Below are 13,492 nucleotides of genomic sequence, written 5' to 3'. Positions count from 1 at the left end.
CCGGCCGAAATGCCGGACCGGGCCGGGGTACCCTGTGTGGCCGTGGACACAGCAGAGAAGACCCGGATGTTCTCCGAGAGCGTGGCGCTGAACCCGCTCGATCCGAAGGACCTCATCCACACCTTCGGCATGATCGGCGTCTGGGTGATCCTCTTCGCCGAGACCGGGCTGCTCGTCGGCTTCTTCTTCCCGGGCGACTCGCTGCTGTTCCTGGCCGGGGTGGCCGCCTCTCCGGTGGCCGACGCCATCTTCGGCGACGGCACCCGCCTGTCCCTGGCCGGGCTGATGATCGGCGGTCCGCTCTGCGCCATCGTCGGCGCCCAGCTCGGGCACTGGCTCGGCGCCCGGTACGGCCGGCGCATGTTCGAGAAGCCCAACTCCCGTCTGTTCAAGCGGGAGTACGTGGAGAAGGCGGAGTACTACTTCCAGAAGTTCGGTCCGGCGAAGGCCGTGGTGCTGGCCCGGTTCATCCCGATCGTGCGGACGTTCCTCAACCCGGTGGCCGGGGTGCTCGGCATGCCGGCCCGCCAGTTCTTCGTGTGGAACGTGGTGGGCGCGGTCCTCTGGGTGGACGGCATCCTGCTGATCGGCTACCTGCTGGCCCGGCAGATCTACGACGCCATCGGCGACAAGATCGACAGGTACATCCTGCCGGTGGTCGCGCTGATCATCGTGATCTCGGTGCTGCCGATCTTCTTCGAGTTCCTCCGCGACCGGCGGGCACGCAAGCGCGGCGAGGCGGTCGCCGTCATCACCGCGGCGACTGTGGCCGGCACTGTGGAGGCGGCCCGGGAGGGCATCGAGGAGCACCGTCCCGGGCACGGCGACGGGCACGGCGGTCAGCACCGCCGCTGAGCACGTACGGACGCCGAAGGCCGGCCCTCGGACGAGGACCGGCCTTCGACAGCACTGCTCCAGCCGGGTCACACGGACGACGACAGCCGTCACTGTGCGCTGATGGCGCCACCCCTCGCACGCCACCGGTCACCCGGTCGGGACGACCCTCGGTCGGGTCGGCCCGAAGGTTTCAGCGAGCCTTCTTGGTGGCCCGCTTCCGCGGCGGGGTGAGCAGATCCGCGATCGTGGCGATCGCGGACGGCACCAGCCGGTAGTACGCCCAGACCCCGCGCTTCTCCCGCTCCAGCAAGCCGGCCTCGGTGAGGATTCGCAGGTGGTGGCTGACCGTCGGCTGCGAGAGGCCGAGCGGCGCGGTGAGGTCACACACGCACGCCTCCCCCTCGGGAGCCGACTGGATCAGGCTGAGCAGCCGCAGCCGGGCGGGGTCAGCGAGGGCCTTGAGGACCCCCGCAAGCCGCTCGGCGTCGGCGCGTTCGATCGGCTCGCCGGCAAGCGGCGAGATCTGAGGCATGGTCATTTCAGCCAACGCAGTTCCCACGTATTCCATCCTTCCACCAGCAGCATCGATCCGCCTGCATATCAGCAGATCCGAATCGGCAAACTTTTACGCCACAAGGCCGAGGTCAGCCAACGTATAGGCCGCCCGATAGGGCAATCCGGCGGCTCGCACCGTGTCGCCGGCACCTCGATCAACAATAACCGCCACACCCACCACCTCGGCCCCTGCCTCACGCAATGCGTCGACAGCCGTCAACACACTTCCACCGGTGGTGGAGGTGTCCTCGACCGCGAGCACCCGTCGCCCGGAGACGTCCGGCCCCTCGATCCGGCGCTGGAGACCGTGGGCCTTGCCCTCCTTGCGGACCACGAAGGCGTCGACCGCGTGGCCGGTGCCCGCCGAGGCGTGCAGCATGGCGGCGGCCACCGGATCGGCGCCCAGGGTCAGCCCGCCGACCGCGTCGTAGGCCCAGTCGGCGGTGAGGTCACGCATGACCCGGCCGATCAACGGAGCCGCCTCGTGATGGAGCGTGACGCGACGCAGATCCACGTACCAGTCCGCCTCGCGGCCCGACGAGAGCACCACCCGGCCGTGCACCACAGCGAGGTCAGTGATGAATTTGCGCAGGTCGTCGTGGTCGCCCATGGCCCAAGAGCGTACTTCGCAAGTCTGAGCGCCATGTTTCGGGCCTGCCCTGGTCAACCCTGCGGGCGACCGACGGGTGGCGATGAGCGGCTACGCTGTGCGACCGTCCATCCCGGTCGGCCGCCGGGCCGGTGCGCGTACGGGCTGCCGCCGGTCAGCCGCGCTGCCGGCCGACCGCACCCCGGGTGTCCCGCCGGAAGCCGCGCAGCAGCCGCTTCGGCGCGTGCCGCAGCCCGGCCACCGCCACCTTGTACTTCCAGTCCGGAACGCTCACCGCCTTGCCTTTCCGCAGGTCACGGAGCCCTTCGGCGACCACATCGTCGGCTCGCAGCCAGGCCCAGGCGGGCAGGCGCGACATGTCGATGCCCGCGCGTTCGTGAACTCCGGTTCGCGTGTAGCCGGGACAGAGCGCCATCACGCGCACACCCAGCGGTGCGACGGACTGGCCGATCGATTCACTGAAATTCGTCACCCACGCCTTGCTGGCCGAGTACGTGGATCCCGGCATGGGGACACCGAAGCCGGCAACGGAAGAGACATTTATCACTGCCCCGTGGCCTCTCTCGATCATCGGACCGAGGGCGGCGTGGGTCAGACGCAGCACGGCGAGCACGTTGAGCCGGACCAGCCGCGCCTCGTCCGCCACCGACGAGCGGATGAACGACCTGCTCAGACTGATGCCGGCGTTGTTGACGAGCAGCTCGATCGGCGTACCGGCGGTGAGCCGCTGCTCGACCGCCGCACAGCCGTCCTCGGTGGACAGATCGGCCGCGATCGTCTCGGCGTCACCGCCGTGCCGCCCGGTCAGCTCGGCCGCCAGCGCGTCGAGCCGGACGGCATCCCGGGCCACCAGGACGACGTCCCATCCGTCGGCGGCGAGCCGGCGGGCGAACGCCTCGCCGATGCCCAGGCTGGCGCCGGTCACCAGGGCGCGGCGCCGGGAGGGGTGGGTGTCACCGGTCATCGGCTGTCCTCGGGAGGTGGCGGGAACCCACCCGGCGGCGTCGCGGGCGGGACGGACGGGGGCGGTTTCAGGCCGGGTGGCGGCCCCCAGGGCGTCGGCCCGGGGGCGGCCGCGCCGGACACTGTCGAGCCGTAGCCGGACAGCCGCAGCGGTGCGGTACGGCGTCGCAGGAACGCGCCGGACGACGGCAGCGTGAGCAGCACGGCGACCACCAGATAGCCGAGGATCTGCGCCACCGACAGCGTCGCGTTCACCGGGATCCACCACGACGGGTACGCGTCGCCGACGAGTCCCAGCAGGTCGGCGGTGATCCGGTCGTCCGCGCCGAGCCGCAGCGGGGCGGCCCGTTGGCCGACCAGCACCGCCAGCCCGCAGCAACCGCAGAGCAGGCCCGTGCCGGCGACCACCCAGGTCGCCGTGCGGGCACCGGACCGGCCGGCGAGCAGACCGAGCGCGAGCCCGACGAGCAGCAGCGCGGCGAGCACGCCGAGCACGGCGGCCAGCACTGTGGAGCCGCGCAGCAGACCGGCCACCTGGTCGACGTCGCCGCCGCTGGCGCCGGTCCGCTCGGCTGCCGCGTCCCGGAACCGGTCCACCGTGCCGCCGCTGACGGCCAGGTTGACCACCGCGTACGCCACGGCGCCGACCGCCATCACCAGCAGCAGCGCCGCCGCGGCGAGGACCGTGCCCGGCCGGCGGGGTGCGGCCCGTTCGGGGTACGACACGACTGATCCCTCCGGTAGGCGTCGGCTTGCAACCTACTCGGAGGGATCGTCGGCGTCGCTGCAATCCGGACGTCAACTTCCGGATGGCGGCTCCGGGTCGCGGCGCTCACCCGGCTGACCACCGGGTGCGGACGGCGGCTGACCACCCGGCGCGGACGGCGGCTGACCACCCGGCGCGGACGGCGGCTGACCGCCGGGCGTCGACGGCGGGGTGCCGGGAGCCGGCGGGTACGACGGGTACGCCGGATCCCCGGACTGGCCCGGGTGCGACGGGTACGCCGGGTAGGCGCCACCGGGCACCGGCGGCTCCCAGCCGGCCTTGGGCTTGCGGAAGAACTCGTTCGCCTTCGGCAGCGCCAGCAGGATCAGCGCGGCCAGCAGGGCGAGCAGCGCGACCAGACCCAGCAGCAGGTTGACCGGGGTGTACCAGGACGGCAGCGCGTCCTCCAGCCGGCGCTGGATCTCCTCCGAGCTGGGCACGTCACCGGTGGTGTTGCCGCCGCCCGTCATGCCGCCGGTGAGGCCGGTCAGCAGCCCGCCGCCGGTGCAGCAGAACAGGATGCCGCCCAGCACCCAGGTGGTGATCCGGGAGCCGTTCTTGCCCCGGTTGTTCAGCAGCGCGAGGACGACGAGCCCGGCCGCGATCAGCAGCGACACGACCGCCGTGATGATGCTGAACGCGTACGCGATGTCGCCGGCCCCTTCGGCCGAGGTGCCCGCGTACGCGTCGGTGAGAACGTCGCGGATCTTGCCGACGACGGTCAGCGCCACGATCAGGTTCAGCACCTGGATCGCGGCGACGAGGATGAGCAGCCAACTGGAGAGCGTCACCACGCCGGGACGCGTACGGGGCGGGGTGCCCGGAGCATCGACCATGATTCTCCCTTCCTGGATCAGATGCCCACCGTAGCGATCTTCCACCAGCTCAGCACGCCGGAAACGGCTCTACCTCTCGGCGGCGCGCCGCAACCGGCGGTGCTCGGCGGTGACCACGCCGAGCAACGCGAGATCGAGCGCGACGGCGGAGACCGCGCCGAACTGGTTCACAGTGAAGTTGAAGACCTGCCCGAACAGCAGGTCGACGAGCAGCGCCAGCTTGAACAGGCGGAACGCCTCGGCCCGGTTGCGGCGCAGCAGCCAGGCGGCCCACAGACCGAGCACGGCGGTGATCAACGCGGTGGCGCTGACGCCGAGCACCGCGCCCCACTCCCGTTCCTGGTCCAGTTTCCCGGTCACCCCGTCGAGGAACACCGCCACCACCGTGAGCACCGGCTCCACCACCAGGTAGACCACCACCGGCCAGACCAGCCAGCGGCGTCCGGCCGCCCAGACGGCGAGGCGCCGGGCCCGGTCCGCCGCCCGCTGCCAGAGCGGCACCGGCGGCGGTTCCCGGTGGGGCACCGCTTCGAGCAGGTGCGCCACCGCCGTCTCGGTGGCCGGTCCGGTGCCCTGGACGAGCCGCAGCACGGCGATCCGGCGGCGGTCGGTCAGCCCGCCCGGCAGGCCGCTGAGCACCATGTCCAGTGCGTTCGCGGTGCGTTCGGCCGGGGTCAGCCGGGACCGGCCGGTGCGCCCGCGTACCGCCTGGATGAGCAGGACCAGCAGCGCGAACGCGACATAGATGATGGCGGCGGCGGGGGCGTAGAAGTAGTCGGTGCCGGTGGTGACGAACTTGCCCACCTCGTCGATGAACAACCCGAACCCGATGCCGCCGATCACCGCCCCGCCGCTGCGGGCGCCACCGCCGAGGAAGACGAGCGGGATGCCCAGGCCGACGGCGAGCAGCAGGCCGCCCCAGAGGACGTGCGCGATGTGCAGCCCGCCGCCGCCGAGCTGTGGATAGTCGGTGGCCTTCAGGTACGCCCGCACGGCCAGCACGGTGACCACGCCGGAGAGCACGAACGCCTGGAGGTAGGACGCCGCCTCGACCGCCCGGGTCGGCAGCCGGCGGACCAGCCAGCCGATCCCCGGTCGGTGACGCGACGACGATTCGGGTGGCATGTCCCGAAACCTAGTAGCCGCGCCACTCCTCGCGGGCGTAGTCCAGCACCCTCGGGCGCAACAGGGTGGAGGCCGGTACGTCGATCCGGGCCCGGTCGGCGGGGAACGTGCCGGCGGCGGCCAGCACCGCCGGGGTGAGGAAACGCAGCGGCGGCGGATCGTCCGGCAGCGCCAGTTCCGGCGCGACGTCACCCGGCGCGGCGAGCACGAACCCCCAGTCGCCGAAGCTCGGCACGTCGACGTGGTACGGCACTGTGGCGAAGCCCGCCTCGCGCACCGACCGCTCGATCGACCAGTACGACCGGGGTGCGAAGTAGGGCGACCCGGACTGCACGACGAGCCGCCCGCCGGGGGCCAGCACCGGCCGGATCAGCGTGTAGAACTCGATCGTGTAGAGCTTCGCGGTGGCCGTCTCGTCCGGATCGGGCAGGTCGGCGATCACCACGTCGAAGCGGTCCGTGGCGGTACGCAGCCAGGCGAACGCGTCCAGGTTGAGCACCCGTACCCGGGGGTCGGTGAGCGACTCCCGGTTCAGCTCGCGCAGCTGCGGCTCCCGGCGGGCCAGCTCGACCACTGCCGGGTCGAGGTCGACGAGCGTCACCGAGCGCACGTCCGGGTACTTGAGGATCTCCCGTGCGGCCAGCCCGTCCCCGGCGCCGAGCACCAGCACGTCACCGTGCGCCCCCCGCATCGCCGGATGCACGAGCGCCTCGTGATAGCGGTACTCGTCGATCGAGCTGAACTGGAGGTCGCCGTTGAGGAACAGCCGCAGGTCGGTGTCGGAGTGGCCGGGCTCGCGCACGGATCGGGTCAGCACGATCTCCTGGTAGCGGCTGCGCTCGGCGTGCACCACCGGGTCGCGGTAGAGCTGCTGGCGGGTGGTCACCTCGAAGTCGTGGGCGGTCACCCAGGCGTACCCGAGAAGCAGGCCGACCACGACGGTGGCCACGCCCAGCGCGGCCCGCGCCCGGCGGCCGAGTTCGGCGCGGAACACGGTGAAGACGAGCACCACACCGGCGACCGCGTTCACCGCGCCCACCACGAGCGCGCCCTTGAGCTGGCCGAAGACCGGGATCAGCAGGAACGGGAAGGCCAGCCCGCCGAGCAGCGCGCCCACGTAGTCGGCGGCGAACAGGTCGGCCACCGCGCTGCCCGCCGACTGCTCCCGGATGCGTTGCAGCATCACCATGAGCAGCGGGATCTCCGCGCCGATCAGCAGTCCGAGCACGAACGCGGTGCCGACGAGCGCCGGACCGTACAGGTCGAGCCAGGCGAACGCGGCGTAGAGGCCGAGCACGGACAGGCCGCCGAGCAGCGCCAGCGTCAGCTCGATCACCGCGAACGAGACCACCGCCCGGGACTGCAACGGCTTCGCCACCAGCGCGCCGACGCCCATCGCGAAGACCATCACGCCGAGCACGATCGACGCCTGGCCGACCGTGTCGCCGATCAGGTAGCTGCCGAGCGCGACCAGCGCCAGCTCGTACACCAGGCCGCAGGCCGCGCACACGAAGACCGCGAGCAGGACCGCCGCGCGGGCCAGGCGCCACCGCGGCCGTGCGGCCACGTCGACTGTCACCGTCTGCTCCGGGTACGTCCGGCGGCTCCCGCCCCGGCGCGCTGCGCGGGCACCCGTCCCCGGTGGTTGCGGCGCTGGCGCACGCCCACGACGAGGAACAGCGCGGCGAGCAGGAACAGACCGAGCGAGCTGAGGACGTAGATCCAGCGGTCCCGCCAGAAGTCGTTGCCGGCGTCCGGCAGCGGTGCGGCCGCGGTCGACGGCCCGGCGGTGGGGGTGGCGGCCGGCTCGGCGAGCCCGCGCTCGGCGGCGAGCAGCGGCAGGATCGTGGCGGCCCGGGTGACGGCCCAGCCGGGGTCGTCGACGAATGCCTCCTCGTCCAGCCCGAAGCGGCCCAGGCGGGTCTCGATCGCGGCGAGGTCGGCGAACTCGATGTCGTCCGAGCCCTTGATCCGGATCGTGGCGGAGTCCTCCGACTCGCTGCTCGACGAGGTGTACCTGACGTTCGCGGACACAGCGATCCAGCGCGTGCAGCCGGGAGCGTCGACGACTGTGGTGCCGTCGCCGAGGTTGGAGCCGACGCTCACCTCGTCGTACACGTCGAGCAGTTCCCAGCCGTAGCAGATGCCCTGGCTGTCGGCGGCGGCCCGGAGGATCGGCACGGTGCCGGACCGCTCGTCGGCCGCCGGCGCGGGGACGGAGGTGTCCGAGTCGCCGCTGAACACACCGATGGCGCAGACGACGACCACGATCCCCACGACCACGGACCAGATCACCGTCTGCGTGCGCTTGTCCTTCCCCGCCGAATGCTGTGCGGGCTTTCCGCTCATCAGATGATCGCGGCCGCGATGATCGCACCGGTGGCGAGGTGCACGGTGGCGGAGACCCACACCGCCGGGTGCGGCTCCGGGTCGACGAGCAGCTCACCGAGCTTGCCCGGGGTGGCCACGTCGAGCAGCACGAACGCCGCCGCCATGATCACCAGACCGAGGATGCCGTACGCGGCGGCCCCGACCAGCCCCAGCGTGAAGTCGTCGTCGCTGGCCACGATCGCGGCGACCACGATCGTGCCGACCCCGAGCAGGTTGGACGAGAGCAGCAGCGCCGCGTTGCGGTTGCGCTCGGTCCAGATCAGCTCGTGGAGCTTGCCGGGGGTGGCCAGGTCGACCAGGACGTAGCCGATCGCCATCAGGACGACGCCGACCGCGCCGTAGGCGAGGGTGACCAGCAGGTCGGTGACGAGATGCTGCACAGGAGACTCCAGGGTGAGGGGGTCGGAGGGGCTACTTGCCGGAACCGGGGCCGCCGCCCCGGACCGTGCTGCCTCGGCCCCAGCCCCAGCTGTTGCCGACGACGCTGTGGTACCGGGGGTAGGCGGTGGTCATCTTCTCCAGCAGGATCACCGAGCCGACGGCGAGCGGGAGGATCACCACCGAGTCGTCGTCGTAGCGCAGGTACACGCCGCTGCCGTCGACGTACTGGTCGGCCGGCTTCCAGGTGTCGGTGATCTGCTTGGACACGTCGCTCGGCGCCTTGTTCGAGGTGTAAGCGATCGCGTTCGAGCCGATGTCCCGCCCGGTGGCGCGGGAGAAGTTGTCCTCCACGTAGCCGCGGGGCGAGAAGTTGCCGTAGAAGATCGTGAAGGCGGCGATGAGCGCGCCGATGACGGCGACCGCCACGCCCACCACGAACCACCGTCGGTACGTCACAGCTCCTCCACCACCGTCTCGGTCAGGACCAGCTCGTTGGTCTGCGGGTAGGCGTGCCAGGTGCGCCAGGCGAGCACGCCGTCCGGCGGGGCGGGCCGCACGGAGAGCGCGGTGACCGCGTCCTCGTCGCCGGGGAAGACGCCGATCAGCGCGTACGGGTCCTCGGCCAGTTCGGCGCGCAGCGCCGCGACCCGGGTACGCAGACCGTCGCCCTCCGGCCGGAGCACTGTGGCGAGGAACCGGTAGCCGGCCGTCTCGTCGTGCAGCGTGCCCGGCAGGTGCGGCGGGCGGCCGGGCAGGCAGGCGACCGTCTCGGTGAGCGTGCCGAGCACGACCTGGTGGGAGGCGCCCAGCAGGCGCAGCCGCAGCCGGGGCAGGCCGGGCAGGTCGATGTCGCGCACGGCCAGCGCCGGCAGCTCCGGGCCGCCCAGGGCCAGGCTCAGATCGGCGGCGCTGGTGTCGACGTACGGCGCGTCCAGACAGACGAGCACGTCAGCGCACCGTGTCCGGGCCACCCTGCGGGTAGATCATCACCTCGGCGCGGCGCAGCTCCTCGCCGAGGTTGACCTCCCAGCCGGCCTCGCCGTACGCCTCGAACGACAGCCGTGCGCCGCCGGGCGCCTGGTAGTCGTAGTAGCGCATGGTGCCGTTCGGGTCGAGGCCGGTGCCCTCGGTGGCCGTGTACCGGGCCTGGCCCGACTCGTCCCAGTTGTAGCGACGGCCGGCGATCTCCAGCGTCGGGGCGCCGGGCGTCACGGTGGCCCCCGGCTCGCTGGTCCAGAGCACCATCTCCAGGTCCGGGTCGGCCTCGACGGAGAGCCAGCGCTTCACGCCGCCCGCATCGTCGAGTAGGTGCTCCGCCCAGCTCCAGCCGCCCTCGACCAGGTGCACCGAGCCACGGACCGTGTACGGCACCGTGCGGATCTCGACGATGTCGCCGGGCTTGAGCGCGCGCGGGTCGCCGCGCAGGGCGTCCGCGTCCCGGTCCCGGAACGGGTCACCCGGCGCCGCCTTCGTCTTCGGGCGGGACGCGGACTGGGACTTCCGCCACGCGATCACCGCGATCACCACTCCGGCCACCCCGACCAGACATCCCAGCGTGGCCAGCACCCACGCCAACGAACCGTTCACGACCGCCTCCCCCAACGTGCTCGGCGGGAACGGTAACAACCGCACGCACGCCTGCTGAAGTCCTGTTCGCTGAGTGTGTGCTCAGCTACTGTCGGCGGCGGCGAGCCGGTCGGCGGCGTATTCGCCCAGCGTGGCGCGGCCCATGAGGCAGCCGGAGAACGTGGTGAACTCGCCGTCGTCGCCGCGCAGCCGGGCCCAGGCGTCCCGCCCGGCGGCCGGGTCGACCGCCTCCAGCAGCGTCGCCGCGTACGCCCGGCCGGCCGGCGAACCCTTGCGGAGCAACCTGTCGACCCGCTTGCGGGCCGCCTCCGGGTGCTCCCGCAGCCCCTGTTCCAGCGTCCGGTACGCCTCGGTCGCGGGCAGGATCTGCCCCGCCAGTCCCACCCCGCCGAAGGCGAGGGTGTCCGCGCGGTCGAGTTCCCGCGCGGCCGCGTCCAGTTCCCGTTCCCAGCTCCCGCTCATGCCCCACTATGTGCCCACCCCACCAACCCCTCACGCTCACTCCGTTCGCGTGAAAGGAAGGGCCCCCTTTTAACGCCTCCGGTAGAGGAAGGGCCCCTTGTTAACACCACGGCGCACAGCACCCACGGCACGCAGCACCCACGGCGCACAGCACCCACGGCACGCGGGCCGGCACGGCCGGGGACGGCGAAGGCCCGGCCGGGACGGCCGGGCCTTCGCGGGGGTGGTGCGGGTCAGGCGGCGGTGACCGCCAGGGACTCCTTGGAGTCGGACAGGTCGACGCGGACCGTGTCGCCGTCGCGGATGTCACCGGCCAGCAGCGCCTTCGCGAGCTGGTCGCCGATCGCCGACTGCACCAGCCGGCGCAGCGGGCGGGCACCGTAGATCGGGTCGTACCCGTGCTCGGCCAGCCACGTGCGGGCCGCGTCGGTGATCTCCAGGCCCAGCCGGCGGTCGGCCAGCCGGCGGCGCATGCGGTCGAGCTGGATGTCCACGATCGACCGCAGGTCCTCGCCCTGGAGCGCGGCGAACACCACGATGTCGTCGAGCCGGTTGAGGAACTCCGGCTTGAAGTGCGACCGGACCACCGCGAGCACACCCTCCCGGCGCTCGTTCTCGGTGAGCGTCAGGTCGCTGATCACCGACGAACCGAGGTTCGAGGTGAGGATCAGGATCGCGTTGCGGAAGTCCACGGTACGGCCCTGACCGTCGGTGAGCCGGCCGTCGTCGAGCACCTGGAGCAGCACGTCGAAGACGTCCGGGTGGGCCTTCTCCACCTCGTCCAGCAGGATCACCGAGTACGGCCGGCGGCGTACCGCCTCGGTGAGCTGGCCGCCCTCCTCGTAGCCGACGTACCCGGGCGGGGCGCCGACCAGGCGGGCCACCGAGTGCTTCTCGCCGTACTCGCTCATGTCGATGCGGACCATGGCCCGCTCGTCGTCGAAGAGGAACTCGGCGAGCGCCTTTGCGAGCTCGGTCTTGCCGACGCCGGTCGGGCCGAGGAACAGGAAGCTGCCGGTCGGGCGGTCCGGGTCGGCGACGCCGGCCCGGGCGCGGCGTACCGCGTCGGAGACCGCGCCCACCGCCTCGGCCTGGCCGACCACGCGGCCGCGCAGCGTTTCCTCCATCCGGAGCAGCTTGGCGGTCTCGCCTTCGAGCAGCCGCCCGGCGGGGATGCCGGTCCAGGAGGCGACCACGGCGGCGATGTCGTCCGCGCCGACCTCCTCCTTGAGCATCGCGCCGTCGGCCTGGAGCCGGGCCAGCTCCTCCTCGGCCTGCTTCAGCTCGGTCCGCAGTGCGGGGATCCGGCCGTACCGCAGCTCGGCGGCGCGTTCCAGCTCGCCGTCGCGCTCGGCCCGCTCGGCCTCGCCGCCGAGGCGCTCCAGCTCCTCCTTGGCGGTGGAGAGCTTGGTGATGTGGCTCTTCTCGGTCTGCCAGCGCTCGGACAGCGCGGTGAGCTGCTCGCGCTTGTCGGCCAGCTCCTTGCGCAGCCGCTCCAGGCGCTCGGCGGACGCGGCGTCCGGCTCCTTTGCGAGCGCCATCTCCTCGATCTCCAGCCGGCGTACCGCCCGCTCGATCTCGTCCACCTCGACCGGGCGCGAGTCGATCTCCATGCGCAGCCGGGACGCGGACTCGTCCACCAGGTCGATCGCCTTGTCCGGCAGGAACCGGTCGGTGATGTACCGGTCGGAGAGCGCGGCGGCAGCGACGAGCGCGGCGTCGGTGATCCGTACGCCGTGGTGCACCTCGTAGCGCTCCTTGAGCCCGCGCAGGATGCCGATGGTGTCCTCGATGGTCGGCTCGCCGACCAGCACCGGCTGGAAGCGGCGCTCCAGGGCCGGGTCCTTCTCGATGTGCTCGCGGTACTCGTCGAGCGTGGTCGCGCCGACCATCCGCAGCTCGCCGCGCGCCAGCATCGGCTTGAGCATGTTGCCGGCGTCCATCGAGCCCTCGCCCTTGCCGGCGCCGACCACGGTGTGCAGCTCGTCCAGGAACGTGATGACCTGGCCGTCGGAGTTCTTGATCTCCTCCAGAACGGACTTCAGCCGCTCCTCGAACTGACCGCGGTAGGACGCACCGGCGACCATCGCGCCGAGGTCGAGCGAGACGAGCTTCTTGTCCCGCAGCGACTCCGGCACGTCGCCGGCCACGATCCGCTGGGCCAGGCCCTCCACGATCGCGGTCTTGCCGACGCCCGGCTCGCCGATCAGCACCGGGTTGTTCTTCGTACGCCGGGACAGCACCTGGATCACCCGGCGGATCTCCGAGTCCCGGCCGATCACCGGGTCGATCTTGCCGTCGCGGGCGCTGGCGGTGAGGTCCACGCCGTACTTGGCCAGGGCCTGGTAGGTCTGCTCCGGGTCGGCGGTGGTCACCCGGCGGTCCCCGCCCCGGACGGTCGGGAACGCGGCGACCAGGTTCTCCTCCGTGGCGCCGGAGTTCTTCAGCGCGACCGAGACCGCGCCGCCGACCCGGGCCAGCCCGGCCAGCAGGTGCTCGGTGGAGGTGTACTCGTCGCCCAGCGGCCGCGCGATCTGCTCGGCGGCGCCGATGGCGTTGACGAACTCGCGGGCCAGGGTCGGCTCGGCGATGCTCGACCCGCGTGCGGCCGGCAGCGCGTCGACCGAGCGCTGGGCGACGCGGCGCAGCTCGGCGGGGTCGGCCCCGACGGCGCGCAGCAGGCCCGCGGCGGTCGAGCCTTCGGTGTCCAGCAGTGACAGCAGCAGGTGCCAGGGCTCCACGGTGGCGTGACCGCGCTGGTTCGCCAGCGCGACGGCACCGGTGATGGCTTCGCGGCTCTTGGTGGTGAGACGTTCCGTGTTCATGGGCTCCCCCGGATCGGCGTGTCCACTGGACATGACACAACCAGAGTTGAGTCTATTCCGCTCAACTCCACCCCTGTGACCTGAGTCACCGTCCTCCGGTCCGGCCGGAGAGATCTTGGTACGAAAAGGCCCTTGGAGGGGCCGCTTCGTACCA

General features: G+C 72.0%; 15 protein-coding genes. 1 reads left to right on the top strand and 14 read right to left on the bottom strand.

Features of this window, described 5'->3' with window-relative positions; genetic code table 11:
- The first annotated feature begins 9 nt into the window (after nucleotides 1–9).
- On the top strand, nucleotides 10–855 hold the full coding sequence (locus ABD52_RS13980; RefSeq protein ID WP_030269737.1) for a DedA family protein: 846 nt from the start codon (nucleotides 10–12) through the stop codon (nucleotides 853–855).
- 172 nt (nucleotides 856–1,027) lie between these two features.
- Here the strand turns inward: ABD52_RS13980 and ABD52_RS13975 are convergent, their stop codons facing one another.
- The 14 genes from ABD52_RS13975 to clpB form a co-directional block, all read right to left on the bottom strand.
- Nucleotides 1,028–1,405: a helix-turn-helix transcriptional regulator gene (locus ABD52_RS13975; protein WP_007454255.1), complete on the bottom strand. Its 378-nt coding sequence runs from the start codon at nucleotides 1,403–1,405 to the stop codon at nucleotides 1,028–1,030.
- 57 nt (nucleotides 1,406–1,462) lie between these two features.
- Nucleotides 1,463–2,002 carry an orotate phosphoribosyltransferase gene (gene pyrE, locus ABD52_RS13970; protein ID WP_013283387.1) on the bottom strand — a complete coding sequence of 180 codons (540 nt, stop codon included), beginning with the start codon at nucleotides 2,000–2,002 and terminating at the stop codon, nucleotides 1,463–1,465.
- Between the two features lie 154 nt (nucleotides 2,003–2,156).
- Nucleotides 2,157–2,966, bottom strand: coding sequence for an SDR family oxidoreductase (locus ABD52_RS13965; RefSeq protein ID WP_047892093.1), 810 nt, complete (start codon nucleotides 2,964–2,966; stop codon nucleotides 2,157–2,159).
- Nucleotides 2,963–3,691, bottom strand: a complete 729-nt coding sequence (locus tag ABD52_RS13960) for a hypothetical protein (protein WP_047892092.1) — start codon at nucleotides 3,689–3,691, stop codon at nucleotides 2,963–2,965. The genes ABD52_RS13965 and ABD52_RS13960 overlap by 4 nt, the downstream gene beginning before the upstream one ends.
- A gap of 72 nt (nucleotides 3,692–3,763) precedes the next feature.
- A complete protein-coding gene (locus ABD52_RS13955) occupies nucleotides 3,764–4,567 on the bottom strand; it encodes a hypothetical protein (RefSeq protein WP_047892091.1) in 804 nt (267 codons plus the stop codon).
- Nucleotides 4,568–4,636: 69 nt separating this feature from the next.
- Entirely contained in the window at nucleotides 4,637–5,635 is a 999-nt protein-coding gene (locus tag ABD52_RS13950) for a hypothetical protein (RefSeq protein ID WP_041784385.1), read from the bottom strand.
- Between the two features lie 67 nt (nucleotides 5,636–5,702).
- The gene (locus ABD52_RS13945; protein ID WP_013473416.1) at nucleotides 5,703–7,271 is read right to left on the bottom strand and encodes a polyamine aminopropyltransferase; all 1,569 of its coding nucleotides are present in this window, start codon (nucleotides 7,269–7,271) and stop codon (nucleotides 5,703–5,705) included.
- Entirely contained in the window at nucleotides 7,268–8,041 is a 774-nt protein-coding gene (locus ABD52_RS13940) for a hypothetical protein (RefSeq protein WP_047892090.1), read from the bottom strand. Before ABD52_RS13940 ends, ABD52_RS13945 begins: the two co-directional genes overlap by 4 nt.
- A complete protein-coding gene (locus ABD52_RS13935; protein ID WP_030269725.1) occupies nucleotides 8,041–8,463 on the bottom strand; it encodes a DUF350 domain-containing protein in 423 nt (140 codons plus the stop codon). Before ABD52_RS13935 ends, ABD52_RS13940 begins: the two co-directional genes overlap by 1 nt.
- Nucleotides 8,464–8,494: 31 nt before the next feature.
- Complete coding sequence (locus tag ABD52_RS13930; protein ID WP_013283379.1) at nucleotides 8,495–8,920, bottom strand: DUF4247 domain-containing protein; 426 nt, start codon at nucleotides 8,918–8,920, stop codon at nucleotides 8,495–8,497.
- Nucleotides 8,917–9,411, bottom strand: a complete 495-nt coding sequence (locus tag ABD52_RS13925; protein WP_013283378.1) for a DUF2617 family protein — start codon at nucleotides 9,409–9,411, stop codon at nucleotides 8,917–8,919. Before ABD52_RS13925 ends, ABD52_RS13930 begins: the two co-directional genes overlap by 4 nt.
- A gap of 1 nt (nucleotide 9,412) precedes the next feature.
- Nucleotides 9,413–10,051: a DUF4178 domain-containing protein gene (locus tag ABD52_RS13920; RefSeq protein ID WP_047892089.1), complete on the bottom strand. Its 639-nt coding sequence runs from the start codon at nucleotides 10,049–10,051 to the stop codon at nucleotides 9,413–9,415.
- A gap of 81 nt (nucleotides 10,052–10,132) precedes the next feature.
- Complete coding sequence (locus tag ABD52_RS13915) at nucleotides 10,133–10,513, bottom strand: hypothetical protein (RefSeq protein WP_030269723.1); 381 nt, start codon at nucleotides 10,511–10,513, stop codon at nucleotides 10,133–10,135.
- 233 nt (nucleotides 10,514–10,746) lie between these two features.
- Nucleotides 10,747–13,338, bottom strand: a complete 2,592-nt coding sequence (gene clpB, locus ABD52_RS13910) for an ATP-dependent chaperone ClpB (RefSeq protein ID WP_047892088.1) — start codon at nucleotides 13,336–13,338, stop codon at nucleotides 10,747–10,749.
- Nucleotides 13,339–13,492: the final 154 nt, after the last annotated feature.

The sequence above is a fragment of the Micromonospora sp. RV43 genome (assembly GCF_001029515.1).
GTDB lineage: Bacteria > Actinomycetota > Actinomycetes > Mycobacteriales > Micromonosporaceae > Micromonospora > Micromonospora aurantiaca.
The sequence above is the reverse complement of the archived record's forward strand: the minus strand, read 5'-3'. Positions and strand labels throughout refer to the sequence as shown.